At 58.7% G+C, this 25,454-nt stretch carries 23 protein-coding genes; 17 read left to right on the top strand and 6 right to left on the bottom strand.

The genetic code is table 11. From position 1 onward, the window contains the following. Positions 1–139: 139 nt before the first annotated feature. The 3 genes from rpsB (at position 140) to pyrH (ending at position 2,976) form a co-directional block, all read left to right on the top strand. The gene (rpsB, locus tag QP027_RS06985; protein ID WP_284823578.1) at positions 140–1,030 is read left to right on the top strand and encodes a 30S ribosomal protein S2; all 891 of its coding nucleotides are present in this window, start codon (positions 140–142) and stop codon (positions 1,028–1,030) included. A 195-nt stretch (positions 1,031–1,225) separates the two neighbouring features. Continuing rightward, on the top strand, positions 1,226–2,053 hold the full coding sequence (tsf, locus tag QP027_RS06980; protein ID WP_284823576.1) for a translation elongation factor Ts: 828 nt from the start codon (positions 1,226–1,228) through the stop codon (positions 2,051–2,053). A 236-nt stretch (positions 2,054–2,289) separates the two neighbouring features. Beyond that, positions 2,290–2,976 carry a UMP kinase gene (pyrH, locus tag QP027_RS06975; protein WP_432418624.1) on the top strand — a complete coding sequence of 229 codons (687 nt, stop codon included), beginning with the start codon at positions 2,290–2,292 and terminating at the stop codon, positions 2,974–2,976. A gap of 41 nt (positions 2,977–3,017) precedes the next feature. Here the strand turns inward: pyrH and QP027_RS06970 are convergent, their stop codons facing one another. Next, on the bottom strand, positions 3,018–4,088 hold the full coding sequence (locus QP027_RS06970) for an amidase family protein (RefSeq protein WP_284823572.1): 1,071 nt from the start codon (positions 4,086–4,088) through the stop codon (positions 3,018–3,020). Positions 4,089–4,254: 166 nt separating this feature from the next. Here QP027_RS06970 and frr point away from each other — a divergent pair, with 166 nt between their 5' ends. Continuing rightward, on the top strand, positions 4,255–4,812 hold the full coding sequence (gene frr, locus QP027_RS06965; RefSeq protein WP_284823570.1) for a ribosome recycling factor: 558 nt from the start codon (positions 4,255–4,257) through the stop codon (positions 4,810–4,812). A 95-nt stretch (positions 4,813–4,907) separates the two neighbouring features. Continuing rightward, entirely contained in the window at positions 4,908–5,753 is an 846-nt protein-coding gene (locus QP027_RS06960; protein ID WP_284826971.1) for a phosphatidate cytidylyltransferase, read from the top strand. A 63-nt stretch (positions 5,754–5,816) separates the two neighbouring features. Here the strand turns inward: QP027_RS06960 and QP027_RS06955 are convergent, their stop codons facing one another. After that, positions 5,817–6,284 carry a LapA family protein gene (locus QP027_RS06955; RefSeq protein WP_284823568.1) on the bottom strand — a complete coding sequence of 156 codons (468 nt, stop codon included), beginning with the start codon at positions 6,282–6,284 and terminating at the stop codon, positions 5,817–5,819. A 115-nt stretch (positions 6,285–6,399) separates the two neighbouring features. Between QP027_RS06955 and rlmN the strand changes: the two genes are divergently transcribed. From rlmN to QP027_RS06940, 3 genes are read left to right on the top strand one after another with little or no spacing between them, the layout of a single operon-like run. Then, complete coding sequence (gene rlmN, locus QP027_RS06950; protein ID WP_284823566.1) at positions 6,400–7,506, top strand: dual-specificity RNA methyltransferase RlmN; 1,107 nt, start codon at positions 6,400–6,402, stop codon at positions 7,504–7,506. 40 nt (positions 7,507–7,546) lie between these two features. Continuing rightward, positions 7,547–8,356 carry an ABC transporter ATP-binding protein gene (locus QP027_RS06945; protein ID WP_284823565.1) on the top strand — a complete coding sequence of 270 codons (810 nt, stop codon included), beginning with the start codon at positions 7,547–7,549 and terminating at the stop codon, positions 8,354–8,356. Further along, positions 8,353–9,948, top strand: coding sequence for a hypothetical protein (locus QP027_RS06940; RefSeq protein WP_284823563.1), 1,596 nt, complete (start codon positions 8,353–8,355; stop codon positions 9,946–9,948). The genes QP027_RS06945 and QP027_RS06940 overlap by 4 nt, the downstream gene beginning before the upstream one ends. 156 nt (positions 9,949–10,104) lie before the next feature. On the opposite strand, the gene QP027_RS06935 is transcribed toward QP027_RS06940, so the two are convergent. Beyond that, on the bottom strand, positions 10,105–10,530 hold the full coding sequence (locus QP027_RS06935) for a DUF2631 domain-containing protein (RefSeq protein ID WP_284823560.1): 426 nt from the start codon (positions 10,528–10,530) through the stop codon (positions 10,105–10,107). Between the two features lie 172 nt (positions 10,531–10,702). Here QP027_RS06935 and dxr point away from each other — a divergent pair, with 172 nt between their 5' ends. The 5 genes from dxr to map all read left to right on the top strand — a co-directional run bounded on the left by dxr (position 10,703) and on the right by map (position 17,167). Further along, positions 10,703–11,878 carry a 1-deoxy-D-xylulose-5-phosphate reductoisomerase gene (dxr, locus tag QP027_RS06930; protein ID WP_432418583.1) on the top strand — a complete coding sequence of 392 codons (1,176 nt, stop codon included), beginning with the start codon at positions 10,703–10,705 and terminating at the stop codon, positions 11,876–11,878. Between the two features lie 15 nt (positions 11,879–11,893). Further along, positions 11,894–13,105 (top strand): M50 family metallopeptidase, encoded by a 1,212-nt coding sequence (locus QP027_RS06925; protein ID WP_284823557.1) that lies wholly within the window; start codon positions 11,894–11,896, stop codon positions 13,103–13,105. 54 nt (positions 13,106–13,159) lie between these two features. After that, the gene (gene ispG / locus QP027_RS06920; RefSeq protein WP_284823556.1) at positions 13,160–14,323 is read left to right on the top strand and encodes a flavodoxin-dependent (E)-4-hydroxy-3-methylbut-2-enyl-diphosphate synthase; all 1,164 of its coding nucleotides are present in this window, start codon (positions 13,160–13,162) and stop codon (positions 14,321–14,323) included. Positions 14,324–14,385: 62 nt separating this feature from the next. Continuing rightward, entirely contained in the window at positions 14,386–16,233 is a 1,848-nt protein-coding gene (locus tag QP027_RS06915) for a penicillin-binding transpeptidase domain-containing protein (protein WP_284823554.1), read from the top strand. 58 nt (positions 16,234–16,291) lie between these two features. Beyond that, positions 16,292–17,167 carry a type I methionyl aminopeptidase gene (gene map, locus QP027_RS06910; RefSeq protein WP_284823551.1) on the top strand — a complete coding sequence of 292 codons (876 nt, stop codon included), beginning with the start codon at positions 16,292–16,294 and terminating at the stop codon, positions 17,165–17,167. 21 nt (positions 17,168–17,188) lie between these two features. Here the strand turns inward: map and mtr are convergent, their stop codons facing one another. Further along, on the bottom strand, positions 17,189–18,598 hold the full coding sequence (gene mtr / locus QP027_RS06905; protein ID WP_284823550.1) for a mycothione reductase: 1,410 nt from the start codon (positions 18,596–18,598) through the stop codon (positions 17,189–17,191). Between the two features lie 101 nt (positions 18,599–18,699). Beyond that, the gene (locus tag QP027_RS06900; protein ID WP_284823548.1) at positions 18,700–19,740 is read right to left on the bottom strand and encodes an alpha/beta hydrolase; all 1,041 of its coding nucleotides are present in this window, start codon (positions 19,738–19,740) and stop codon (positions 18,700–18,702) included. 289 nt (positions 19,741–20,029) lie between these two features. On the opposite strand from QP027_RS06900, the gene mqo reads away from it, so the two are divergent. Together mqo and QP027_RS06890 are read left to right on the top strand one after the other, a co-directional pair. Beyond that, the gene (gene mqo, locus QP027_RS06895; protein ID WP_432418582.1) at positions 20,030–21,532 is read left to right on the top strand and encodes a malate dehydrogenase (quinone); all 1,503 of its coding nucleotides are present in this window, start codon (positions 20,030–20,032) and stop codon (positions 21,530–21,532) included. A gap of 70 nt (positions 21,533–21,602) precedes the next feature. Next, positions 21,603–22,481: a VOC family protein gene (locus QP027_RS06890; RefSeq protein WP_284823545.1), complete on the top strand. Its 879-nt coding sequence runs from the start codon at positions 21,603–21,605 to the stop codon at positions 22,479–22,481. On the opposite strand, the gene QP027_RS06885 is transcribed toward QP027_RS06890, so the two are convergent. Next, a complete protein-coding gene (locus tag QP027_RS06885) occupies positions 22,478–23,665 on the bottom strand; it encodes a protein adenylyltransferase SelO family protein (protein WP_284823544.1) in 1,188 nt (395 codons plus the stop codon). The two genes, QP027_RS06890 and QP027_RS06885, sit on opposite strands and share 4 nt — an antisense overlap. A gap of 24 nt (positions 23,666–23,689) precedes the next feature. On the opposite strand from QP027_RS06885, the gene cobA reads away from it, so the two are divergent. Together cobA and QP027_RS06875 are read left to right on the top strand one after the other, a co-directional pair. Then, positions 23,690–24,427 carry a uroporphyrinogen-III C-methyltransferase gene (gene cobA, locus QP027_RS06880; protein ID WP_284823542.1) on the top strand — a complete coding sequence of 246 codons (738 nt, stop codon included), beginning with the start codon at positions 23,690–23,692 and terminating at the stop codon, positions 24,425–24,427. After that, positions 24,414–25,388 carry a class I SAM-dependent methyltransferase gene (locus QP027_RS06875; protein ID WP_284823540.1) on the top strand — a complete coding sequence of 325 codons (975 nt, stop codon included), beginning with the start codon at positions 24,414–24,416 and terminating at the stop codon, positions 25,386–25,388. Before cobA ends, QP027_RS06875 begins: the two co-directional genes overlap by 14 nt. Positions 25,389–25,454 lie beyond the last annotated feature (66 nt).

Here is a 25,454-nt window from a genome sequence, read left to right as displayed (position 1 = left end):
GCCAGCATAAACAACGGTCCCTCAAGCTGTGACTTTACAGCGTGCGGGTGTTTGTGTGGCTCGTCGCTAGGGCTCGGGATAAAAACCCGTGCAATTGATCAAGTAACCGAACTAACTTTACTCCGAAGGAGAGTTTCCCATGGCAGTTGTAACCATGCGCGAACTCCTCGACGCTGGTGTCCACTTTGGTCACCAGACTCGTCGCTGGAACCCGAAGATGCGTCGCTTCATCTTCACCGACCGCAACGGCATCTACATCATCGACCTGCAGCAGACGCTGACCTACATTGACGAGGCTTACGAGTTCGTCAAGGAGACCGTCGCTCACGGTGGCACCATCTTGTTCGTCGGCACTAAGAAGCAGGCACAGGAAGCTGTTCAGGAAGAAGCTGAGCGCGTTGGAATGCCTTACGTCAACCACCGTTGGCTCGGCGGCATGCTCACCAACTTCACCACCGTGTCCAAGCGTCTCCACCGCATGAAGGAACTTCAGGCAATGGACGCAGCCGAAGACGGCTACGCAGGTCGCGGCAAGAAGGAAATCCTCATGCTGAACCGCGAGCGCACCAAGCTCGAGCGCGTTCTTGGCGGCATCGCTGACATGACCAAGATTCCTTCCGCTCTGTGGATCATCGATACCAACAAGGAACACATCGCTGTTTCCGAGGCTCACAAGCTGCGCATCCCAGTTGTTGCTGTCCTGGACACCAACTGTGACCCAGACGTTGTTGACTTCCCAATCCCTGGTAACGACGACGCGATCCGCTCCACCAAGCTGCTCTCCAAGGTCATTGGCGAGGCAGTCATTGCTGGTAAGCAGGCTCGCGAAGAGCGTCAGCTTGCAGCAGCTCGTGAAGCAGCAGGCGACACCGAGGAAAAGGCAGCTCAAGACGCTGAGGCAGCAGAGGCAGCAGCTTCTGAGGCACCGGCAGCAGATGCTCCTGCAGAGGCAGCAGCTGAAGCTACCCCAGCTACCCCAGCTACCCCAGCTACCGAGGCACCTGAGACCGAAGAGTCCAAGGACGCTTAAGCTCTACGCACATAGCGCGTAATTGCGACGGTTTCCACCCCCAGCGTCCCTCGGGCGCCCACAATTTCACGATTGGGCGCTTCCGGGAAGCGCCGGGGGTGTCGTCGTTTCGACATGCCTGAGCTAGGGATGTCGACTAGTCTTTTTACAGATCACCTAAACGATTTTCGTTCTACAACGAGGAGGATCGCCCTGATGGCGAACTACACCGCTGCTGATGTTAAGAAGCTCCGCGAGATGACCGGCTCCGGCATGATGGATTGCAAGAAGGCACTGGAAGAAACCGGTGGCGACTTCGAGAAGGCCGTTGAGGTCCTTCGCGTCCAGGGTGCTAAGGACGTGGGCAAGCGCGCAGAGCGTAACGCTCTCGAGGGCCTTGTTGCTGTTTCCGGCAACACCATGATCGAGGTTAACTCCGAGACTGACTTCGTGGCTAAGAACCAGGAGTTCAAGGACATCGCAGCTCAGGTCGCTGACGCAGCAGCAGCTGTCAAGGCAAACTCCCCGGAGGAGCTTGCAGCAGCAGACGTCAACGGCACCCCAGCCTCTGAGGTACTGGCGCAGCTGTCCGCAAAGATCGGCGAGAAGCTCGAGCTTCGTCGCGCAACCACCCTCGAGGGCGACAACATCGAGGTTTACCTGCACCAGCGTTCCGCTGACCTGCCACCAGCAGTCGGCGTCATGGTTGCATACAACGGCGAGGGCGAGAAGGCCGCAGAGGCTGCTCACCAGGTTGCACTGCAGATCGCTGCAATGAAGGCCCGCTTCCTCACCCGCGACGAGGTCCCAGCGGACGTCGTTGAGAAGGAGCGCGCAGTTCAGGAAGAGATCACCCGCAACGAGGGCAAGCCAGAGGCTGCCATCGCAAAGATCGTCGAGGGTCGCGTCGGCGCATTCTTCAAGGACATCGTCCTTCTTGAGCAGCCATCCCTGGCAGACTCCAAGAAGACCACCAAGGCATTCGCTGAGGAGAACGGTCTGGAGATCACCAGCTTCGTTCGCTACGAGGTTGGCCAGCAGTAAATTGCTCTAGCATTCACCCCAGTTCGGAATCCTCCGAGCTGGGGTTTTGCTTTTGCTTGACGACGACACCTCGAACCCACCGACACGCCCATCGCCCGGACCAGCGGGTCTTCACCCTCCGTGCACTTGCCAGGTAGGCTAAAGGACAGTTTTTGGGTAACCGATCCGCACTTCCAAAGGAGCTTCCTGCAGTGACCGACACCACCACACCACAGCGCAAGGGATACAAGCGAGTGATGCTGAAGTTGGGCGGTGAAATGTTCGGTGGCGGCAAAGTCGGAATCGACCCAGATGTCGTCGAAAACGTTGCTGCCCAGATCGCAGAGGTAGCAGAATCGGGCGCCGAAGTAGCCGTCGTGATCGGTGGCGGCAACTTCTTCCGCGGAGCTGAGCTACAACAGCGTGGCATGGACCGCGCACGCAGTGACTACATGGGCATGCTCGGCACCGTGATGAACTGCTTGGCTCTGCAGGACTTCCTCCAGCAGCGCGGCGTAGACACCCGCGTGCAGACCTCCATCAACATGGCGCAGATCGCCGAGCCATACTTGCCACTGCGCGCCGCCCGCCACTTGGAAAAGGGGCGCGTAGTCATCTTCGGCGCTGGTATGGGCATGCCGTACTTCTCCACCGACACCACCGCAGCCCAGCGCGCACTGGAAATCGGTTGTGAAGTGCTGCTGATGGCAAAGGCCGTCGACGGTGTTTACTCCGACGACCCACGCACCAACCCTGATGCGGAGCTCTACACCGAGATCACCCCGCGCGAGGTCATCGAACAGGGCCTCAAAGTTGCCGACGCCACCGCGTTCTCCCTGTGCATGGACAACAACATGCCGATCCTGGTCTTCAACCTGCTCACCGAGGGCAACATCAAGCGCGCTGTCGCAGGCGAACAAATCGGTACCCTAGTGCAGTCCTAGAACAGTCCTAGTGCAGTCCTAGACCAGAACTTAGACCAGAACTAGCTCAGGAGCTTCTCGACGAGCACCGCGACGCCGAGAAGCTCCGCGTTTTCTAAGGTGATCCCGCCAAGATGCACCCCACCGAGTGCGATCGCCGGGCCACCGGTGGCATTGAATAGGGAACACCACGGCGACCACTTGGTCTGCTCGTCGAAGATGACCTCGTGCTCAAGGCTAGAGAAATAGCCCACAGCCGGCGGGTCGTACGCGATGGTGGGGGAGAGCAATACGTCTATATCCCACTCGGCAGCGAGTATCTTTGGCAGCATCGCAAAGTGCACCTCGGCAGCCTGAAGCTGCGCCTGAGAAACGTACTGGCCCTGCTCCTTGACCCATTCCAAGTACCCGGCGGTGTGCTCCAAGTCCGCGTAGTGTGCGTAGAAGCGATGGCGAAAATGTTGGAAGGTTTCTTTGGCCTGAGCAAAAGGTTCCACCTCCACCACATCGCAATACGGGCCAAGCGCTTCGGCGACGCGACGGATCTGCGCGATGCGGTCGTCGGCAATGCGTGTTTGCGCAAACAGGGGCTTAGTTAGCACACCCACCCGAAGGTGCTGCGGCAAGATGGGGCTGATGTCGTGTAAGAAGGCCTGGTCAGCCACATCGTTGGTCATATACCCGTGTGCTGAAAACCCAGGGGCTTGGGGTTTGAATCCCACAACCTCGCACGCAGCGGCTGGAACGCGCAGCGAGCCACCCGCATCGGAACCGTGCGCAGCACGTGCCAACCCCGCGGCCACCGCAACTGCCGCCCCCGAGGACGAACCTCCTGGTGTACACCCCGGGTAGGCCGGCGATTCCAAAGCAGGCACGTCAGGGTGCTCGGTGTAAATCGTGGCACCGAGCTCTGAAGTGACGGTCTTGGCGTTGACCACCGCTCCTTGGTCGATATAGCCCTGCACAAACTCGTGTGTTTCTTCGGCTAGATAGGCGCGATCAGGGGAGCCCAGCGTCGTCGGTAAGCCGGCAACGTCGTGGAGATCCTTCGCAGGAATCACCCAACCGGCAAGGCGACCAGTGGTTCCGGGCTGCACGGCAGGATCGAGGTAGCTGAATGCGGGATGAACCATACGGGAAGACTACTACGGCGTAGGTCACACACGATGCAGGACCGCCCCTGCGTTGAAGGCGGAGTTCCTGATCGGAACAGGTAGGCTAGTGCAGTAGCTTCCGCTGCTAAATTAAGAACAGAGTTTTCTTTCTCACTACCACTTTTCATCGAACGAAGGGCCAATCATGATTGATGAAGTACTGCTCGACGCAGAAGAACGTATGACCAACTCGGTGGAGCACACCCGTGAGGATCTGGTGACGATCCGTACCGGTCGCGCTAACCCAGCGATGTTCAACGGCGTGGTCGCAGACTTTTACGGCCAGCCAACTCCTGTGAACCAGATGGCTACCGTCACCGTTCCAGAGCCACGCATGCTTTTGATTAAGCCGTTCGATATGTCGACCATCGGTGAAATCGAGAACGCGATCCGCAACTCCGATCTCGGCGTGAACCCAACCAACGATGGCCAGGTATTGCGCGTTACCATCCCACAACTTACCGAGGATCGTCGTCGCGACATGGTCAAGCTGGCGAAGGCGAAGGGCGAAGACGGCAAGATTGCGATCCGCAACATTCGTCGTCACGGCATGGAAGCGCTGAAGAAGATTCAGAAGGACGGCGACGCTGGCGAGGACGAAGTTCAGGCAGCGGAGAAGGAACTGGACAAGGTGACCCAGAAGTACGTCAACGCGATCGACGAAGTCGTAGCCATTAAGGAAGCAGAGCTGATGGAGGTCTAAAGACCTTCCGTGTTCCCCAAGGAGAAACTCCCACCACGGTGAATAAAGAACAAGAACGGTCGCACAAGCGTCTGGAATCGTCGCTGCACCTAGAGATGCCGAAGCCAAAGAACTCGGCGGGGCGCAACCTGCCGCAGGCCATTGGTGTCGGCGTTTTCTTGGCACTGTTGGTGATCGGCGCGCTGATCACTGGTCCGCGCGGCTGGTACCCACTCGTGGCTGCCGCGATCGGCGTGGCGATGTGGGAAGTGCTCACGCGTTTGCGGGAGAAAGGCTACGTTGTTCCCCGTACCGTGTTGCTTCTGATCGGTCAGGCGATGGTGTGGGTGTCGTGGCCATATGGCACCGAGGGGCTCTTGTTTGTTTTCACCATCGGCGTGCTGCTGCTGATGTTCGGCAGGTTGTTCCACTTGGGCGCCGCGACTGCTCCGAAGAATTACCTCCGCGACACAGCGGTGGGCGTTTTCGTTCTCGCCTGGATTCCATTGTTCGGTGCTTTCGCCGCGATGATTTCGCTGTTGTCCACGTGGGACGTTTCGGGGTCGCTGTTCATCCTGACATTCATGTTGTGTGTGGTGGCCTCGGATACCGGAGGCTATTTTGCAGGCGTGATGTTTGGGTCGCATCCGATGGCGCCAGCTGTAAGTCCGAAGAAATCCTGGGAAGGTTTCGGCGGCTCTGCGCTCTTCGGCATCATCACCGGTGCGCTGTGCCTGCAGTTCCTGTTGCAACATGAGTGGTGGCTGGGCGTCATCCTTGGACTCACCCTGGTCGTTTGCGCAACCCTCGGTGATCTGGTTGAGAGCCAGTTCAAACGCGAGCTCGGCATCAAAGACATGTCGCACTTGCTGCCGGGCCACGGCGGAATCATGGATCGACTCGACGGCATGCTCCCCGCAGCCGCCGTCACCTGGTTGCTCTTGAGCCTGGTCGGGGCATAAAAATACGCGGACGCTTAGCGACGATTCCCTTCGTGCGTCCGCGCATCTATGTGTTGCTCGGGGTTAGTGCGAAGCGAACTTTGCTGCCTTTTTCACCTGGCGACGCAGTTCAAACATGCGCCAGCCACCCACTAGCGCCATGATGAGCGCACCGATGATCGCGGAGAGCAGGTACGCGATGCCTGCGGGGAATTCCCATGTCCACGCGAAGAGGTTGACCTCTACGTTGTCTGGATTCTGCAGGATGAATACGATCAGCACGATCAACAGGATTGCACCGATGATCAGCGCGGCCCAGGTACCGCCAGCGAAGGAGCTCTTCACCTTTGCTGCTTCCTTGGCAGCCTTCTTCTGCTCGCGCTTTGAAGGTTCGTCATGTTCAACCGGGGCCTCTTGTACTGCCGGCACGGATGCTGGAGCCGGGTAGTCAGCATCGAACTCGCTGGTAGGCTGGGCTGGCGCAGTGGTATCCAATGACTCAGTGTTATCTGGGTAATCAGGCGTGTCTGCCGAAGGGTATTCGCGTGTCATAAAGCTAATCATAAACTGAGTTTCCAATTGTGTGTCATTTTGGATACTCGTTCGCTGTACATTTCCGACAACGATTCGATTACGACCACGACGACGTGCAAAGATGGAGCTTGTCATGAGTGAATTTCCAAAAATCCAATTGCTCGCGCCCAAGCGCGGTATGCCCCCGAAGCACTTCGCCGACCTGAACAAAGAGGAGCGAATCGAGGCGCTGAAGGAGCTCGGCCTGCCGAAGTTCCGCGCGGACCAGATCGCACGCCACTACTACGGTCGTTTCGAAGCCGACCCGTCAACGATGACGGACCTTCCGGCTGCTCAGCGCGAATTAGTCAAGGATGCTCTCTTCCCTCAACTGCTCACCCCTGTGCGCACTGTCGAGACCGACGAAGGTGATACCACCAAAACCCTGTGGCGGCTGCACGATGGCATCCTGCTCGAATCGGTTTTGATGCGCTACACCGATCGCGCCACTTTGTGCATTTCGTCCCAGGCTGGTTGCGGCATGGCGTGTCCGTTCTGCGCTACCGGCCAAGGCGGGCTGGATCGCAACCTGTCCACCGCGGAAATCGTTGATCAAGTTCGAGCCGCTGCCGCGATGATGGAGGCCGAAGGGTCGCGCTTATCCAATATTGTGTTCATGGGCATGGGTGAACCGCTGGCCAACTACAACCGCGTGGTTTCCGCGGTGCGCCAGATCACGCAGCCCTCACCGGACGGCTTTGGCATTTCCCAGCGCAACATTACCGTGTCCACCGTGGGCTTGGCTCCCGCGATCCGCAAGCTTGCCGACGAAGGCCTGTCCTGCACCCTTGCTGTTTCCCTGCACACACCGGACGACGAGTTGCGCGATACCTTGGTGCCGATCAACAACAGGTTTTCCGTGGCCGATGTTCTAGACGCTGCGCGCTATTACGCCGACCAGACCTCTCGTCGCGTATCGATCGAATACGCCTTGATCCGAGACATCAACGATCAAGACTTCCGCGCCGACATGCTGGGTCAAAAGCTCCACGACGCCTTGGGGCCGAAGGTGCACGTGAACTTGATTCCACTGAACCCAACCCCGGGCTCGAAGTGGGACGCTTCGCCGCGTGCGCGTCAAGACGAATTTGTGCGGCGCGTGATCGCCCAGGGCGTGACATGTACCGTGCGCGACACTAAGGGCCAAGAGATCGCAGCAGCGTGCGGGCAGCTCGCCGCTGATGAAAAGGCGGATCACTAAACCACTGCGCAGGGCAGAATTAGCGTGTAATTTCTTTGGTATGACGCAACTTGTGCCAGTGCAACCCCCGCTCGATCCGGACCCCACCACCCAAGCTTTGGCGGTGCGCGGGCTAACAAAGGTGTTCGGTAGCCACGTTGCTGTTAACCGCATGTCACTTGATGTGCCGCGCGGTTCGATCTACGGCATCGTTGGCCCCAACGGCGCGGGTAAGACCACGATGATCACCATGGCGTGTGGCCTTGCGCGTCCAACCGAGGGCAAAGCCTGGATCGCAGGCCATGACATGTGGGCCGAGCCAGTCGAGGCGAAGCGATCACTCGGACTACTGGCCGACGGCGCCACCGTTTTTGACAGGCTCTCCGGCGCGGAATACCTCGCATACTTGGGCGGCCTGCGCCGCATGGATCCCGATGTGGTCCAAAGCCGCAGCACTGAGTTGCTTCACGCGCTCGGGCTGTCGGACGCGGGGGACAAGTACATCGTCGATTACTCCGCGGGCATGACCAAGAAGATCCTGCTGGCCGGCGCACTGCTGCACAACCCTGAGCTGCTCGTGCTTGACGAACCCCTCGAAGCCGTCGATCCTGTGTCCGGGCGTTTGATCCAATCGATTCTGCGCGCGTACGCGACCGCGGGGGGCACCGTCGTGCTGTCCTCCCACGTGATGAATTTGGTGGAGGGACTGTGCGATCACGTGGCCATCATCAAGGAAGGCGTCGTTCTCACCGCGGGGCACGTCGATGAGGTTGCTCAAGGGCGTACTCTCGACGACGCGTTTGTCGAATTCGTCGGCGGCGCGGCACTTGCCGAAGGCTCGCTGGATTGGCTGCGAGGCGAGCAACGTTGACACGCCTTCTACTCAAACTTCACCGCACCCTATGGTGGCGCAACGTCAAGACCAACCCGTCGATCATGATGATTGCAGTAGTGATCATCTTGTACACCCTAGCTGGACTCCTGGCGATCATTGGGACCTTTTCTTACGCAACAATTGATCACCAAGACTGGTACGCCCTTGCTGGCGCGTGCGCGCTCGGTACCGGTGCTTTTGCCATCGCAGCCATCGTGTTTCCCAACGGGGAAAACCAGATCAGTCCCGCCCAGCTTGCCTCGCAGCCTGTGACAACCAAAGACGTCTTGCCTGCTATGGGATGGGCTTCTGTTTTCACTAGCCGAGGCATCGCCGCGATCCTGTCGACTACAGTGACGATGATCGCTACGGTGTGGCTCTTTACTGCTCAGGGAAAAACGGCAGCCGCCATCGTGTCGATCCCCATGTTGCTACTCGCCTTCGTCACGACTTTGCTGCTCGGTGAACTTGTCACGTCGGCGAATCGGGGCACCACCCGGAAAAGTCAAGAGCTGTCCAATGTGCTGTCGATGGTCGTGGGGATCGCCGCCATCTTCGGCTACACACAGATCACTAGCTCTTTTGGCACCCTGCCGCTAGAAAGCATCGGCAAGTACGCGGCCTGGACTCCGCTTGCCGCGGCACCTGGCGCGCTGGGCAGCGCCATGTACGGGCACTGGCTTGCTGCAATCCTCCAGTTGCTTATCGCAGTAGTTACCGTCGTTGCCGGTGCGTGGTTGTGGCATCGACTCACAGTCCGCGAACTGGTGGCACCCTTGGACCGCCGCGGCGCCGAGGATCCCAAGAAAAAGAAGAAACAACACACCGGAGAGTTTCCGCTGCTCATGCCTGGTCTAAAGTACGGCCAGGGCACGATGATTTACTCACGGGCGTTGCGCTACTTGCGACGAGACTCGCGCCTCCTGGGCAACCTTATTATCCTGCCGCTTTTCGCCATCGGCCTTATCGCACAGAGTTTTTTCTTCGAGCCATCCGTGACGCTGCCAGGCGCGTTATTCCTTGCCGTCTTCGTCGCCATGATCAGTTCCAATGATTTGGGCTTCGACGGTCCGGGCAACGCAGCCCAAATTCTTGCAGGTGTGTCGGGGCGGACATGGATCGTGGCCCGTCATCTTGCTTCGATCACGGTTTCGTGGGTCGTATTGATTCTCTACTGCGTTGCGATGATTAGTCTTTACGACGATAAGCTCGTCGCCACGCTTTTTGCGCTGGGCAGCTTCGGTATGGCATTGGGCTCCGGTGCAATCGCTGTGTTGTTCTCGGCCTTTAACCCGTTTCCAACGTCGCCGCCTGGCACGAACCCGTGGGCAGATAAGTCAGGCAATTCCGCTGGAGCCTATCTCTCTGCTTTTGGCGCCTTGCTCACCTGCTGGATCCCAGCTGCGCCCGGCGCAGGTTTGATGGCCAACGGTTATTTCAGCGGGCAAACGTGGGTGATGTGGCTGGGTGCCGTCGTGGTGATCGTCATTCCTCTCGCGGTATACGTTGGCGTCTTTGCGCTTGCTTCACGACGAATCTCCAACAACATGCCCGAGATCTACGCCAAAGTAGGGCACTGGGTCACATAGTTTTGCAGCTCTGCGAATCACGCTGACAGTATTGGCAACGACGATTGAAACTCGCCTGAATGGTCGTCTGTGAAGCGTGAGCCCCGCAATCGGCAACGAAAAACCCGCCACGCGGAGCATTCCGTGTGGCGGGTGAGTGTGAACTCGAGAAGAGGCTTAGTTCTCTTCGATCTCGCGCAGGTGCGCGACGCGGGATGGCTCGATGTTCAGTGCGCGAAGCTGGGAGTCGGTGAGGTTGGTGTATGCACCGGACATGGTCTTCTGGTCGTAAGCCCAGTCTGGCTCCTGGTGGCCTTCCGCTTGGTTGTGCGCGGTAATGGTGCGAACCTGTGGTAGCTCTGGGCGCAGTGCGAAAAAGATCAGGCCGATTGCGATGAATGCTGCAAATGCGACGAGCCAGATTGTTTCAACGTGGCCTTGGTGGTTACCGAAGTGGTAAGCAACCAGGAATGCAACGGAAATCCAGCCGGCGATCTGGATGGTCTTTGGGCTGAACTCGGACCAGCCCCACTTAGCGGAAGGAACATCCTCCTCAGACACACCGTTGTAAACCTCGTATGTCTTCTCATGGGAAGTAGCCATGCCTTTATCTCCTTAGTCTTCGCAGCGTCTTCGCAGTCTTGTGAAACAAGCATACGACATGCGTTAATACCTGAACGCTATCTTCGCACAACTTGTAGCTCGGCCGTGAGTTGTCACCCCCTAAATGTTTCATACTTTCGCTGGATGCGGGCAAAGTGCCACAATGGGTCGGGTGAGCACGCGCAAAACGATTGTGATTCTAGGTTCAACAGGCTCGATCGGTACACAGGCCATCGAGGTGATCCAGGCTAATCCGACCCAGTTTGAAGTCGTGGGTATCGCCGCGGCAGGGTCCAACCCCGACTTGGTCGTCGAACAAGCGAATGCTTTGGCCTTGCGCCCTGATCAGGTGGCGATCTCAAACGAGGATGCCGCCACCCAGATCGGAACGCGACTGGGCGGGAACGTCATCGCGGGTGAGGATGCGGCGCAGCGACTCGTCGAAAAGCAACCTGCAGACACCGTGCTTAACGCGCTGGTCGGATCATTGGGCCTCGCAGCGACACTGGCTACCCTTGAAACCGGCGCGACCCTGGCCTTAGCCAACAAGGAGTCGTTGGTGGCGGGCGGGACCCTGGTTACCGGAAAGGCGAAGCCCGGGCAGATCGTCCCCGTGGACTCGGAACACTCGGCAATGGCTCAGTGTTTGCGCTCTGGCACTTCCAACGAGGTGGCGCGATTTGTGCTGACCGCTTCGGGCGGGCCGTTTCGTGGATGGACTCGCGAAGAAATGTGGGACGTTACCCCCGAGCAAGCAGCGGCGCACCCAACGTGGTCGATGGGCCAAATGAACACCCTGAACTCTGCGACAATGGTGAACAAAGGTCTGGAGCTCATCGAAGCGACCTTGCTATTTAATATCGCACCGGACCTTATCGACGTCACCGTGCACCCGCAGTCCATCATCCACTCGGCGGTCACCTTCGTCGACGGCTGCACGATTGCGCAGGCCTCTCCGCCCAGCATGAAGCTGCCGATCAGCCACGCACTGGCCTGGCCAAACCGCGTAGCCGACGCGCAGCCCGCCCTCGATTTCGCGCAGGCGCATGACTGGCGTTTCGAGCCGCTTGACGACGAAGCCTTCCCGGCAGTTCAGCTCGCCCGCGACGTCGCAGCCAAGGGCGGAACTTTCCCCGCTGTGTACAACGCCGCAAACGAAGAAGCGGCAGCGGCGTTCCTTGCTGGTCGAATCCGGTTTCCGCAGATCGTGGATGTGGTGGGGGAGGTCGTCGATAATGCCCGAGATTTTGCGCTACCGGCGACAACGCTCAATGATGTTGTGAGCGTTGAGGCCACCGCACGTGCGCGGGCCAATGCGTTGATCGACGAGTTGGCAGCCAAGCGTTAGGGAGGAGCCCCACTGTTGGGTTCATATTTTATCGGTGTCTTTCTTTTTGCCTTAGGCATCGCGGCCACCATTGCGCTGCATGAGTTGGGGCACTTGCTCGCGGCTAGAAGTTTCGGGATGCGCGTGCGCCGATATTTCATCGGCTTCGGTCCGACGCTGTGGTCGACGAAGAAAGGCCATACCGAATACGGTGTCGCGGCGCTGCCGCTGGGTGGGTTCTGTGACATCGCGGGAATGACGGCGCAGGAACCGCTGACTCCTGAGGAAGCGCCACATGCGATGGTGAACAAGCCGTGGTGGCAGCGCATCATCGTACTCTCGGGTGGAGTGCTGATGAACATGCTGCTTGGGTTCGTCATCCTGTACTTCATTGCCGTGTCATCTGGCATCCCGAATCCCTACGCTGATCGCACCCCGACGGTAGGCGAGGTCGCCTGTACATCTGACCAGATCGATGCTGAAACGATCGACGACTGTACCGGTATCGGCCCTGCAGGCAAGGCCGGAATCAAGGTGGGAGACCGGTTGCTCGCAATCGACGGCCATGAAATGGAAACGTTCATGGACCTGCGCGACTATGTTTTCACCCGGCCAGGCGAAGATGTCGAGATTCTGGTCGAACGTGGTGGACAGCAGCACACTTTCACCGTCACCGTCGATCCCGTCAAGCGCATGAACCCGCGAGGGGAGATGGTGGATGCGGGAGCAGTCGGACTGGCGAACGCGCCGGTTGTCGATGCAGTGAAAACTTTTGGGCCGCTTGAGGCGGTGCCAGCCACTGCGAAATTCACCGGTATGACGTTGGAAGCGACCGTAGAGGGATTGATCAAGTTCCCGTCGAAGATCCCAGGTGTGGTCGCGTCTATTTTTGGTGCTGAGCGCGACATGGAGGGCCCGATGAGCGTCGTCGGTGCCTCGCGCACCGGCGGAGAATTGGTGGAACGGTCCCTCTGGCCAGTGTTCTGGATGCTTCTTGCGCAGCTGAATTTCTTCTTGGCCCTGTTCAACATCATTCCGCTTCCTCCGCTAGATGGCGGGCATATCGCGGTGGTGTTGTACGAGAAGATGCGCGACTTCTTCCGTCGCCTGCGCGGCAAACCAGCAGGTGCGCCGGTGAACTATGACAAGCTCATGCCACTGACAATGACGATGGCGACGATCTTGCTCACCATTGGTGTGATTGTCATTGTCGCCGATGTGGTGAACCCGATCCGGCTTTTTGGTTAGTGCTAGGATTGTGTGACCATCCGCAAGTCGCGTTTTGTCACGTTGAGGAGAAAAATGACGTCACCAATCGGTCTCGGACTGCCAGAAGGCCCGGCCCCAACCCTTGCTCCACGGCGGAAGACCCGCCAACTTTTTGTTGGTGATGTAGGCGTTGGCTCCGACCACCCGGTGTCCGTGCAGTCGATGACAACCACGAAGACTCACGACATTAACTCCACCTTGCAGCAGATTGCGCAGCTGGCTACCGCCGGTTGCGACATCGTGCGCGTGGCGTGCCCGAAAACCGTCGACGCGGAAGCGCTGCCAGCGATTGCGAAGAAGTCTCCGATCCCAGTGATCGCCGACATTCACTTTCAGCCGAAGTACATTTTCTCTGCGATCGAAGCTGGCTGCGCGGCAGTTCGCGTGAACCCAGGCAATATCAAGGAGTTCGACGGGCGCGTCAAGGAAGTAGCCAAGGCTGCCGGCGATGCAGGCATTCCGATCCGTATTGGTGTCAACGGTGGCTCCTTGGATAAGCGTTTGCTAGAAAAGTACGGCAAAGCGACCCCTGAAGCTCTCGTCGAATCCGCAATCTGGGAGGCCGGATTGTTCGAAGAGCACGGCTTCGGCGACATTGCGATCTCGGTAAAGCACTCCGATCCGGTTTTGATGGTTGAGGCGTACCGCCAATTAGCGGCGAAGACCGACTACCCACTCCACTTGGGCGTGACCGAGGCGGGCCCGAAATTCATGGGCACCATCAAGTCCTCCGTGGCGTTTGGCGCGTTGTTGTCCGAGGGCATCGGAGACACTATTCGCGTCTCCCTCTCCGCCGACCCAGTCGAGGAAATCAAGGTGGGCGATCAGATCCTTCAGTCGCTGAACCTTCGCGAACGCAAACTGGAAATCGTCTCCTGCCCATCGTGTGGCCGCGCGCAGGTCGATGTGTTCACGTTGGCAGAGGAAGTCACCGCTGGTCTCGACGGTCTGGAATTTCCACTGCGCGTTGCCGTCATGGGCTGCGTAGTCAATGGCCCAGGCGAGGCCCGCGACGCTGACCTCGGCGTGGCATCCGGCAACGGCAAAGGCCAGATCTTCGTCAAGGGTGAGGTCGTAGAGACCGTGCCGGAATCCAAGATCGTCGAAACGCTCATCGAGTACGCCAACCGCATCGCGGAGGAACAGGGCTTGGAGGCTCAGGAAGGCGCTAAGGCAGAAGTCAAGGTCACTCGCTAGACTTTTTGCGCTTTCGACGTGGCAGCATCATCCAATCGGATGGTGCTGCTACTTTGTTTTCCATGAAACGAGTTTTGGCCGCCGTCACAACCGCTGTGCTCGTGGCCACCAGCTTGGTCGCGTGCACACCCAAACCCAACTCGGCAGAGCCCATTGCTGAAGAATTTCTTGCGGCCTTCGCCGAGCACAACAACGAGGCGCTGAGTACGCTTGTCGACGACCCGCAGACCGCATCGGGAGCAATCGACAAAACTTTTGCCGGTCTGCAGGCTGAGGCGCTCAACACCACGCTGAACAATGTGGAGCAGGAAGACAACGTCGCGCGCGCCACGTACACCATGACGTGGGATTTGCCGAGAGACCGCGAGCTTAGCTACGACACCTCCATGACACTGACCCAAACCGGCGACGAGTGGACCGTGCGCTGGCAGCCCTCGCTTGTCCATCCGCGCTTGGGCGCTCATCAGCACCTCGAGCTGCGTCCCGTTCCCGCAGAAAAGGCGAGCGTGATTTCCTCCGACGGCGCCGAGTTACTCAAACCCGGCGTAGCCTACCGATTGCTAGTAGATACCGAAGCGATGAAATCGGCACCCGACACAGCCCAGGCGATCTCGTCGGCACTCGCGGTGGCAAACGAACGTGACGGGGGAGTTCCCACCAGGGACGCCGGCGAATTAACCAGCGCCCTGGAAAACGCCTCGGGCACCTATTCGGTGGCGATGCTTCCTCAGGCTGCAGGCAAGTCGCTTGTCGACGAGCTCGCCGCGCTCAATGAGATTCGCCTGAACGAAGAAGCAGCGATGGTCAACGCTGACCCGAAGTTCGCTCCAGACATCATGGCACGCGTTGGCAACATCGTGCGTGATGAACTCGAAGGATCCAACGGCTGGAAGATCTCGATGGTAAATACCGAGGGCGCAGCGCTGGAGGATCTCGAAGTCTCAGATCCAGTGCCGGCCCCCGCCATCAAGGTCAGTCTGGATCAAAAGCTGCAGCGTGCTGCGGAGGAGGCGTTGGCACCAATAGCAGGGCAACAGGCCGTGATCGTTGCGATCCGTCCGTCAACGGGGCAGATCTTGGCCATCGCCCAGACCCCCGCTGCAGATAAGGAAGGCAACCTCGGCCTGACCGGACAGTATCCGCCAGGTTCGGTGTTTAAGATCGTGACTGCCGCTGCAGGAATCGAACACCAGGGCATTACTCCGGGGACGATCGTCCCGTGTCCAGGCACGATGGACATTTATGGTCGCGTGGTGACCAACTACGAAGGCTTTGCATTAGGTAATGTGCCTCTGGACAAGGCGTTCGCTTCATCGTGTAACACCACCTTTGCTGATATCTCGACGCAATTGGAGCCAGGGCAGCTGCAGCAGGTGGGCAAGCAATTCGGTTTGGGGATTGACTACAACATTTCCGGGCTTGAAACCATCACTGGTTCGATCCCGGAAGGCGAGACTCCTTTGGAGCGCACCGAAGCCGGCTACGGCCAGGGTTATGACTTGGCCAGCCCGTTCGGCCTAGCGATGGTTGCTGCGAGCGCCGCGCATGGAAGTGCGCCCGTACCGTATCTCATCGAAGGGCAGGAAACGAAGGTAAGCGAGGAAGTTCCAGCGCTGCCGTCGGAAACGCTGGATCAGGTGCGTGGCATGATGCGTTCGGTAGTTACCACGGGTACCGCCCGGGGGATGACTGCCGAAGGAGAAATCTACGGCAAGACCGGCGAGGCTGAGATTTTCCAAGGATCGCATTCGTGGTTTGCGGGCTACCGAGATGACATCGCCTTTGCCAGCTTGGTTGTTCTTGGCGGAGGCTCGTCGGCAGCTGTAGGCGCGGCAGACCGCATGCTGCTCAACTACGACGCTGCAGACCAGCCAGCTGAAGCCCCTGCCGAAGAGGAAATCCTGCAGTAGCGTGTCTGAGAAGCAGGTGAAATTAGACTAGCGGCGCACGGGGACTACCATTGCTTCCATGACCACTCGTGCAATGTTGACCCCTGGAAAACCTACCCCGATCCGCACCGTTCCGAAGCATATCGAACGGCCAGAATATGCGTGGAAGGATGAAGTTCAAGAGAACATCGGGGAGTCATTCGTACAGTCGCCGGAGGTTATCGAAGCAATGCGCGAGGCATCCAAGATTGCCGCCAACGCGCTCGCCCTCGCCGGAGCAGCCGTAGAGCCTGGCAAGACTACCGACGAGATCGACCTGATCGCGCACGAGTACATGTGCGACCACGGCGCTTACCCCTCAACTTTGGGCTACCGCGGATACACTAAATCTTCTTGTATCTCCCTAAACGAGATCGTCTGCCACGGTATCCCGGATACCACCGTGATCCAAGATGGAGACATCGTCAACATCGACGTTACTGCTTACAAGAATGGTGTCCACGGCGATACCAACGCTACTTTCCTCGCGGGCAATGTTTCGGAGGAGCACCGCCTGTTGGTCGAGCGCACCAAGGAAGCCACCATGCGCGGGATCAAGGCTGCGAAGGCCGGTCGCCAGGTCAACGTCATCGGTCGTGTCATTGAGGCGTATGCCAAGCGGTTCGGCTACAAGGTGGTCACCGACTTCACCGGTCACGGTGTCGGCCCAACGTTTCACAATGGTCTCGTCGTCCTGCACTACGATTCCGATGCCTACACCGACGTCTTGGAACCAGGCATGACGTTGACCATTGAGCCCATGATCAATCTGGGTGAGCTGCCGTACACCATTTGGGACGATGGCTGGACCGTGCAGAACAACGACGGCAAATTCACCGCGCAGTTCGAGCACACCATCGTCATCACCCAGGATGGCAACGAGATTCTGACGATTCCAGATGAGGATATCGTCTAGGAATTTCCACGTGCAGAGGCCTTAGACCTCGGGGAATTCAAAATCGAGGCCCAGTAGCGCATTCTCAGTGACTTCTGGCAGCGCTGGGTGAATCCAATACTGCTGGGTAGCTACCTCGCGTACGTCGAGGTCAAACGCCATAACTGTGATCATCTGCTGGATCAGAGTTGATGCCTGTGGGCCCATATAGTGTGCACCAAGCATCTTGCCGGTAACGCGATCGGCTACCAGCTTCACGATTCCCGTCGTGTCTTCCAACGCCCAACCGTATGCCACATCGCGGTAGCTCTGAATCTTGACGGTGACATCGTGACCTTCGTCGCGTGCCTGCTGCTCTGTCAGCCCGACGGTCGCGATCTGCGGGTGGGTAAAGATCGCCGAAGGTACGTGATCGTGTGGCATCGGGACCATGTTGTCTGGGTGCAAGATGTTGTGTCGCACAGCGCGAGTCTCCGCGTTGGCTACGTGTTTGAGTTGGTACGGGGAGGACACATCGCCCAGCGCCCACACACCCTCGGCTGTGGTGCGCCCGAAATCGTCCACCTTGATGCGTCCGTCTTCGCGCATCTCAATTCCTGCGGAGGCCAAGTTCATCTGGTCGCCATTGGGGGTGCGTCCGGTGGCGACGAGGACAGCTTCGGAGGTGACGGAGGTGTCGTCGTCAAGCACGAGCGTGACGCCAGCGTCGTCGGAGGTTGCGCTCTTGACGGTGCGGCCGATGCGGGTGTCGAAGCGCTGTGCAGCGAGTTCATTGAAACGGGTAGTGATTTCTGGCTCGAGGGTGCGCAGAAGCGGGGAGCGGTTAACCACAGTGACCTTGGTGCCCAGTGCTGCAAATACGTGGGCGAACTCCATGGCGATGAATCCGCCACCGACGATGGTGAGGCTTTTCGGCTGCTCGTCGAGGCGCATGATCGTCTCGTTGGTGTGCAGCGGGACGCCCGATGCGGCAAGAACCTCAGGGATGCTCGGGCGTGAGCCAGTGGCGATGATGATGGTGTCGCCGGAGATTGTCTTTTGCTCGTTGCCTTGACCGGTGGTGATGGTCTTCGGGGCGACAAACGAAGCGTGCTGGTCGTAGACAGTAATGTTGGGGGTCTCGGGGCCGCGCCGGTATTCTTCGCCACCCTTGGCGATTAGATCAATGCGATTGTGGAAAACTCGCTGGACGATTGACTTCCAATCGGCGCCGTTGAACTGGGTGTCAAGGCCAAGTTTGGTGGAATCTGCCGCTGAGAGTGCAGTGTCCGCCGCGACGACGTACATTTTCGTCGGAATGCAGCCGACATTCATGCAGGTGCCGCCGAAGAGGCCCTTTTCAACGATCGCGATCGATTTATCGTCTAGTTCAGGTGTGGGAATCGAATTGCCGGAACCTGCGCCGATGATGATGTAGTCATAATGCGCATCGACGTTGTGATCGTGTGGCACGCGAAATCTCCTTATAAACAGACACAGTTAAATAGCTTGTGGCTTACCACTGTAGCTGGAAAAACTTGTGTGCCGGTGCGCGCCTATTAATAGGGCACTGCTTAGGCGGCAGGGGTTGGGAAGTGTGCCTCAAGCCAGTCCGTCGTCGCATCGAAAGCAGCTTTGCGGGCCGTGGTGAGAGAGAGGAATACGTCGTGGCGTGCGCCGTCGATGACGGAGATTTGGACTTCGTCGGAAAGCTGCGGAGCCCAACGCTTGATTTGCTCAACGTCAAGCACCGTATCCGCCGTATTCGACGCTGCCGAGTACGGCTGGTTCAGGTAGGAGTGCGAAGAGCACAGGGTGAGTACGGGGCAGCCGACCGGGGCATGGCCTTCTTGGATCTGCTTCTGCCCGAGAATCACAGTGCGCAGCCACCCTAGGTACTTTGTGTGTCCTCCGATCGGCTTTTTCACCAGGTCGAAATCCCACTCGCCATGCTTGCTGGTGTGCAGACTTTCACCATAAGCACCCAGGTTCCCACCGGGCACGGCAACGTTTGGCCAGTGCTTGCCGACGACGTTGATCAGCGGAGTTCCGATCCGCACTTGCCAGGTCGGGTACATCATGTCGAGCCACGGACTGTTGAGGATAATCCCGCCGAGCCGCTTGTGTAGTTCCGGCGAAGTGGAGCGCAGATAGCTAGCCCACAGGGGAACGATCAGGCCACCGGTGGAGTGAGCAATGGGCACTACACTGTCGTGCGTCTGCGTGATTGCACGGAGCGCGGCGGTGAGGTCGGGGAAGTAGTGCGCCAGATCGTTAGAGAAGTGCCAGCGCTGGCCCTCTTGGCGGGCGCGACCGCACTTGCGCAGATCCAGCGCATAGAACGGGTAGCCGGCCTGGGTAAAATGCTCTGCAACGTGCGTTTGGAAGAAGTAGTCCGTCATGCCGTGAACCCACAGGAGTGCAGGCTTTCCGGTCTTCGCGGCGGGGAGTGTGCGCACCAGCGTTGCTACGGCAACTCCTTCGCCCTCTGGGTCCTGGCCCAAGTGGATGTCCGCGCGTTCGAATCCTGGGCCAAGTTCGTCGGGGTGCCAATCGAGTGAAGATAGATCAGGGATAAGGTTGTGCCCAGAGTGGTGGTTCCCAGAGTTCGCCATGGGTCAAAGTCTAGGCGATCGATCCGCCCCCCTCCACCCGAAATGGTCGGATCAAACACGAGTTTTTCAGGATATGTAGAATTGGTGTGACCGCCACTTATGTTGTTTTGTAAATATGTTTCACCCCCAAATGGGCGGAGCACCTACACAAACACACATGGTCCTAGGGCTTTTTATCACCCCCGGGTCCGGACGGCGTAACATGCTAGGGTAGTCCATCTAATTTGGCCTCACACCACCTCGTATGTGGTGTTGAGCTAGGCAGCAGTAGAAAACGACGAAGAGGTTTATGAAGGTGTCCAACGAAAATACAACCGGTAGGGCAGCAGACGAAGTCGACGTTCTGCTTGTCGGCGCAGGTGTCATGAGCGCAACTTTGGGTGCAATGCTTCGTGAGCTGGAACCAAGCTGGTCCCAGATTGTGTACGAGCGTCTTGACGGCCCAGCAGAGGAATCCTCCAGCCCATGGAACAACGCTGGTACAGGTCACTCTGCGCTGTGTGAGCTCAACTACACGCCAGAAAAGAACGGCCGTATTGACATCACTAAGGCCGTCGATATCAACGAGAAGTTCCAGGTGGCGCGTCAGTTCTGGGCTCACCAGCTGGGTAACGGGATCTTGACGAACCCGAAGGATTTCGTCAACCCGGTTCCTCACGTGTCGTTCGCACAGGGTGAGGAGCAGATCGATTACCTGCGTCGCCGTTACGAGATTCTGCGTGAGAACCACCTCTTCCCAGAGATGGAGTTCTCCGACGACAAGTCTGTCTTCGCAGAGAAGCTTCCAGTCATGGCGAAGGGTCGCGACTTCGACGCAGAGCCAGTGGCAATCTCTTGGACCAAGAAGGGCACCGACATCAACTTCGGTGCTTTGACCAAGCAGTTCATCACGGCAGCTGAGGCAGCTGGCACCGAGGTACGCTACGGCCACGAGGTCGTGGGCCTGAAGAAGGAAGGAAACTTCTGGCGCGTCACCGTGAAAAACGTTCACACCGGTGACAAGAAGGTCACCCGTGCGCGCTTCGTGTTCGTCGGCGCTGGCGGCTACGCTCTTGACCTGCTGCGCAAGGCGGGCGTGCCTGAGGTTCACGGCTACGCAGGCTTCCCAATTTCCGGTATGTGGCTGCGTTCCACTAACCCTGAGCTGGTTGAGCAGCACCAGGCGAAGGTATACGGCAAGGCCAAGGTCGGTGCCCCTCCAATGTCCGTTCCACACCTTGACACCCGTGTGATCGACGGCAAGAAGGGCCTCCTCTTCGGCCCATACGGTGGCTGGACTCCGAAGTTTATGAAGGAAGGTTCCTACGCCGACCTGTTCAAGTCCATTCGCTTGGACAACATTCCTTCCTACCTTGGTGTTGCTGCCACTAACTTTGGCTTGGTCAAGTACCTGGTGGAGGAAGTGACCAAGAGCTTCGACGGCAAGATCGAAACCCTGAAGGAATATGTTCCGTCTGCTGACGGCGCTGATTGGGAGACCATCGTCGCAGGCCAGCGCGTTCAGGTGATCAAGCCTGTCGCTGCACCTCGCTTTGGTTCCCTTGAGTTTGGTACTGCGCTGGTGAACAACCAGGACGCCTCCATCGCAGGTATCCTCGGCGCATCCCCAGGCGCATCCATCGCACCTGCTGCCATGCTGGAACTCATCGAGCGCTGCTTCGGCGAGCGCATGATCGAGTGGGCACCTAAGCTTTACGAAATGATTCCTACCTACGGCAAGCCACTGTCGCGCGAGCCACAGGAATACCAGGAGCAGTGGGACTACACCCAGAAGATGCTCAAGCTGGACTAGAGCATGTTCGCTTAGCGACGAACACCTCCGCCCGCACACGACGTGCCGGCGGAGGTGTATTTTTGTGGGCATGCAAAAGATCATCCCGAATATCTGGTGCGCTGGCACCGCAGACGAGGCAGCTGAACTGTATGTTGATGCCTTCCCGCGGACATCTGTGGTCGACACAGTCACCTATCCCACCGAGGGCTTGCTGGAATTTCAGCAAGCCTTGGCAGGGCAAACTTTGACCAACGAACTGCAACTGGACGGTTTTCACCTGATTTTGGTCAATGCTGGCAACGAGTTTCGACCTACACCGGCGCTGAACTTTCTGCTGAACTTCGAGCAAGATGGCGATGCTCTGCGCCATGCCTGGGAAGTTTTGAGCGCCGAGGGCTTGGTCATGATGGATCTTGGCACCTATGCGCATTCCGAGCTATATGGCTGGGTTGAGGATAAGTTCGGCGTGAGTTGGCAGCTGATGGTCACTAACCCAGAAGGCGATGACCGCCCGTTTGTAAACCCACAGCTCATGTTCTGCGGAGCTGTGCAGAACAAGTGCGAGGAAGCTACAGACTTCTATCTGGATGTCTTTTCCGACGCGCAACCAGGCAACCGCGTTCGCTACTCCGACATGGGACACATCCCTGACAACAACGCGGAGATTGTTTACTCCGACTTCCAACTCGAAGGTCAGTGGTTTACCGCGATGGACTCGGCCGTCGACCAGGCATTCACATTCAACGAAGGTGTCTCGTTAATGGTCCACGTCGCGGACCAAGCTGAGCTGGATAGGCTTTGGGATGCGCTTTCCGCCGACCCGAACGCCGAACAGTGCGGGTGGCTCAAAGACATATTTGGCGTGAGTTGGCAGATCGTGCCAGCGAATCTGGCTGAGCTGATGGCCAAGCCCGGGGCCTACGAGAAACTCATGGGCATGAAGAAGATCCACATCGACCAGTTCTAGGTGCCACAGAAGGTGACAAACGGTTGCTCGCCCTCCGGTTCCGCCATCCAGGCTGGCCCGGCCTCTGGGTTGTACGGGTCGGTTACCGCTTTGAGTAGAGCGAAGTAGTCGTCAGGGTGACCGGCTTCGGCGGACTGCAGCGCGCGCTGCAGCATCATGTTGCGTGGGATAAACACCGGCCCGCCGAAGTCGCGGTTGTAGGTGGTGATGTCGGCCGCAGTGGCTAGACCTGCCAGGTAGTCGTCGCCAAGCTTGTCGACGAGCACCTGTAAGCGGCCCGGGAGCTCGTCGAGCAGCGAGCGCAATTGGGCCTCGTCTGCGATGGGGAGCAGTGCTTCGGCAAGCCGTGTGAGGTTCCAGCCAAGGATGTTGAGCTGCTGGCCAAAAGCATAACGCCCGGAGGTGTCGATGGAGGAGAAGCACGCGTCGTTGTCCCAAGCTTCAGTAAACGCGCAGGGGCCGTAGTCGATGGTTTCGCCGGATAGGGTGGTGTTGTCGGTATTCATCACGCCGTGAATAAATCCCAGGCGCATCCAGTGCAACACCAAGGGCAGCTGCCGATCGATGACCGTGTCCAGCAGCTCGCTTGGCGACGAGAACCCCGCGTATTCCACCACTTTCTGCGTGAGCTCCAAGGACTGCGTCGCCGCGTACTGGACAGTGCCCACCCGCAGGTGGCTACGCGCTGCGCGGACCAGGAGGGCTCCGATCGCGGGGCGACCATTGCGCACGATGCGCTCACCTGTGGTAACTACCGCCAGCGCCCGAGTCGTGGGGACACCGACCGCGTGCATGAACTCGCTAACCAGGTATTCGCGCAGCATGGGACCGAGCGCGCCGCGACCGTCCGAGCCTGGGCGAGAAAAACGAGTACGGCCTGATCCTTTGAGTTGGATCTCGTATCCCCCGAGCTCGCCGAGGAGCATCGCGCGCCCATCGCCAAGCAGGGGAGAAAAGCCGCCGAACTGGTGGCCCGCGTAGGCCGTGGCAACTCCTCCCGCGCTACCAGCGAGCCAAGCGATGCCTTCCTCGGAACGCAGCCAGTTCGGGTCGAGGCCGAGCTCGCGCGCGAACCCCTCATTTAAGACGACCAAATCGGGTGAGGGGAACTGGGCTGCCTGCGTAGGAACGCACAATTCAGGCAATGCGGCGGCGAAATTGTGGGTAAGCCTTGGAGCGTTCATGGCACAAGCCTAGACTGATTCTCTATGAGTATTGGACACGTCACCCTCGTCGGCGGGGGACCAGGGGCCTGGGATCTTCTCACCATTCGCGGGCTGCGCGCGCTGGAAAACGCCGATGTCATCTTGACCGACCACCTGGGCCCTGCTGGCCAGCTGGAGCAGTTTCTGGATCTTGCGGGCAAGGAAGTCATCGACGTATCCAAGATGCCCTATGGGCGTCAAGTTGCCCAGGAGAAAACAAACGAGCTCATCATCGAGCACGCCCGCGCGGGAAAGAACGTCGTGCGCCTCAAGGGTGGTGATCCCTATGTCTTCGGGCGCGGCTTCGAGGAATACCTTGAGTGCCTCGAAGCCGGTATTTCCTGCGAGGTTGTCCCAGGGGTGACCAGCGCGATCTCAGTCCCAGCGGCTGCGGAGGTGCCAGTGACTCACCGGGGCATTACCCACGCCTTTACCATCGTCTCGGGTCACCTCGCGCCATCGAATCCCAAGAGCTTGATCGACTGGGGTGCGCTGGCTCGCCTTGGCGGGAGTATTGTCGTGGTCATGGGTGTGCGGCAGGTGCGCGCTATTACCCAGACGCTGATCGACGAAGGGCTTGCCCCCGACACCCCCGCGGTGGCGATTCAGGAAGGCGAGACCCAGCAGCAGCGTGTGGTCCGGGCAACGGCAGCTACGCTGGCAGATGTGATGGAACACGAAGCGATTGCCAACCCAGCCGTCTACGTGATCGGGGAGGTCGCGGGCCTTGCGCACGCTTGATCAGCTGATCTTGGAGACCGCGCCACAGGCCGACACCGTGGTGATCGCCGATGACCCGAGTGGCGACTTGCTGGCGCACACCAAAGCCATACGAGTCGTCTGCATATCCTCGGACTTCACACAATGCGAGAGGGCACTGCAGGCTGGCGTGGAAGTGGCGGGGGACAGACGATTAGACCAGTGGCTTACCGGCGACGGCTCCTGTGTAGTGATCGGGCAGATGCCTAAATCGTTAGCGCGGCTCGATTATGTGGCGCGTGCTGTCGCCGGTGCTGGATTCGATGAGGCCACACTGGTATTCGGCGGGAACAACAAGCACCTAGCGCGTTCGATGAATGATGTGTTGGAGCAGTCATTTGAGCAGGTGAGCGCATCGCGAGGTAAGGGGAAGTTCCGTTGTCTCGTCGCCGCCAGGGCCAAGGAGGTTGCCTATACTCCGGTGGAGTCACACGGGATCACAGCGATCGGAGGGGTGTTCTCGGGAGCCAAGGAAGACCTGGGCGGAAGGTTCCTGGGCGAGGTGGTCGTCGATAAGCAAGAAGCGCTTGGGCGGGTGTTGGACTTAGGGTGTGGAAACGGTTCGGTGTCCAAGCGAATCCTTCAGGCGTACCCGGCGACTGAGGTTGTTGCGACCGATGCGGATGCTGACGCGGTGTTGTCTGCGCGTGGAACGCTGAGCCCTTGGGGTGTCGCCGTGACGTGGGATGATGCAGGTGCGCAGCTTGCAGGTGATTTCGATACGGTGCTGCTCAATCCGCCTTTTCATGATGGTACGACCGTGGACGCGACGTTGGTGGAGCATCTGTTGGATGCTTCGCATCGGTTGCTAAAGCCGGGTGGGCAGGTTTTCCTCGTGCATAATTCCCATCTGCGTTACCGCGAAAGTGTGGAAAAACGGTTTTCTCAGGTAAGGCAGGCGGCGCGGAACAATAAATTCACCGTCCTTTATGCGGTGAAGTAGCGCGACGAAAATGTCCGGTTTGGTGGCAACTTTTGGCAACCTACACTCTTTTGGGGGTAGCTGAAA

Source organism: Corynebacterium breve (assembly GCF_030252165.1).
GTDB classification, from domain to species: domain Bacteria; phylum Actinomycetota; class Actinomycetes; order Mycobacteriales; family Mycobacteriaceae; genus Corynebacterium; species Corynebacterium breve.
The sequence above is the reverse complement of the archived record's forward strand: the minus strand, read 5'-3'. Positions and strand labels throughout refer to the sequence as shown.

What these genes read in the sequence shown, in the direction of transcription:
- QP027_RS06890 (WP_284823545.1), top strand. Translation starts at nt 21,603, where the DNA reads ATGCAAAAGATCATCCCGAATATCTGGTGCGCTGGCACCGCAGACGAG.
- QP027_RS06915 (WP_284823554.1), top strand. Translation starts at nt 14,386, where the DNA reads ATGAAACGAGTTTTGGCCGCCGTCACAACCGCTGTGCTCGTGGCCACC.
- cobA (WP_284823542.1), top strand. Translation starts at nt 23,690, where the DNA reads ATGAGTATTGGACACGTCACCCTCGTCGGCGGGGGACCAGGGGCCTGG.
- map (WP_284823551.1), top strand. Translation starts at nt 16,292, where the DNA reads ATGACCACTCGTGCAATGTTGACCCCTGGAAAACCTACCCCGATCCGC.
- QP027_RS06960 (WP_284826971.1), top strand. Translation starts at nt 4,908, where the DNA reads ATGCCGAAGCCAAAGAACTCGGCGGGGCGCAACCTGCCGCAGGCCATT.
- rpsB (WP_284823578.1), top strand. Translation starts at nt 140, where the DNA reads ATGGCAGTTGTAACCATGCGCGAACTCCTCGACGCTGGTGTCCACTTT.
- mqo (WP_432418582.1), top strand. Translation starts at nt 20,030, where the DNA reads ATGAAGGTGTCCAACGAAAATACAACCGGTAGGGCAGCAGACGAAGTC.
- pyrH (WP_432418624.1), top strand. Translation starts at nt 2,290, where the DNA reads ATGCTGAAGTTGGGCGGTGAAATGTTCGGTGGCGGCAAAGTCGGAATC.
- frr (WP_284823570.1), top strand. Translation starts at nt 4,255, where the DNA reads ATGATTGATGAAGTACTGCTCGACGCAGAAGAACGTATGACCAACTCG.
- QP027_RS06885 (WP_284823544.1), bottom strand. Translation starts at nt 23,665, where the DNA reads ATGAACGCTCCAAGGCTTACCCACAATTTCGCCGCCGCATTGCCTGAA.
- tsf (WP_284823576.1), top strand. Translation starts at nt 1,226, where the DNA reads ATGGCGAACTACACCGCTGCTGATGTTAAGAAGCTCCGCGAGATGACC.
- QP027_RS06945 (WP_284823565.1), top strand. Translation starts at nt 7,547, where the DNA reads ATGACGCAACTTGTGCCAGTGCAACCCCCGCTCGATCCGGACCCCACC.
- QP027_RS06955 (WP_284823568.1), bottom strand. Translation starts at nt 6,284, where the DNA reads ATGACACGCGAATACCCTTCGGCAGACACGCCTGATTACCCAGATAAC.
- QP027_RS06935 (WP_284823560.1), bottom strand. Translation starts at nt 10,530, where the DNA reads ATGGCTACTTCCCATGAGAAGACATACGAGGTTTACAACGGTGTGTCT.
- QP027_RS06970 (WP_284823572.1), bottom strand. Translation starts at nt 4,088, where the DNA reads ATGGTTCATCCCGCATTCAGCTACCTCGATCCTGCCGTGCAGCCCGGA.
- QP027_RS06900 (WP_284823548.1), bottom strand. Translation starts at nt 19,740, where the DNA reads ATGGCGAACTCTGGGAACCACCACTCTGGGCACAACCTTATCCCTGAT.
- rlmN (WP_284823566.1), top strand. Translation starts at nt 6,400, where the DNA reads ATGAGTGAATTTCCAAAAATCCAATTGCTCGCGCCCAAGCGCGGTATG.
- ispG (WP_284823556.1), top strand. Translation starts at nt 13,160, where the DNA reads ATGACGTCACCAATCGGTCTCGGACTGCCAGAAGGCCCGGCCCCAACC.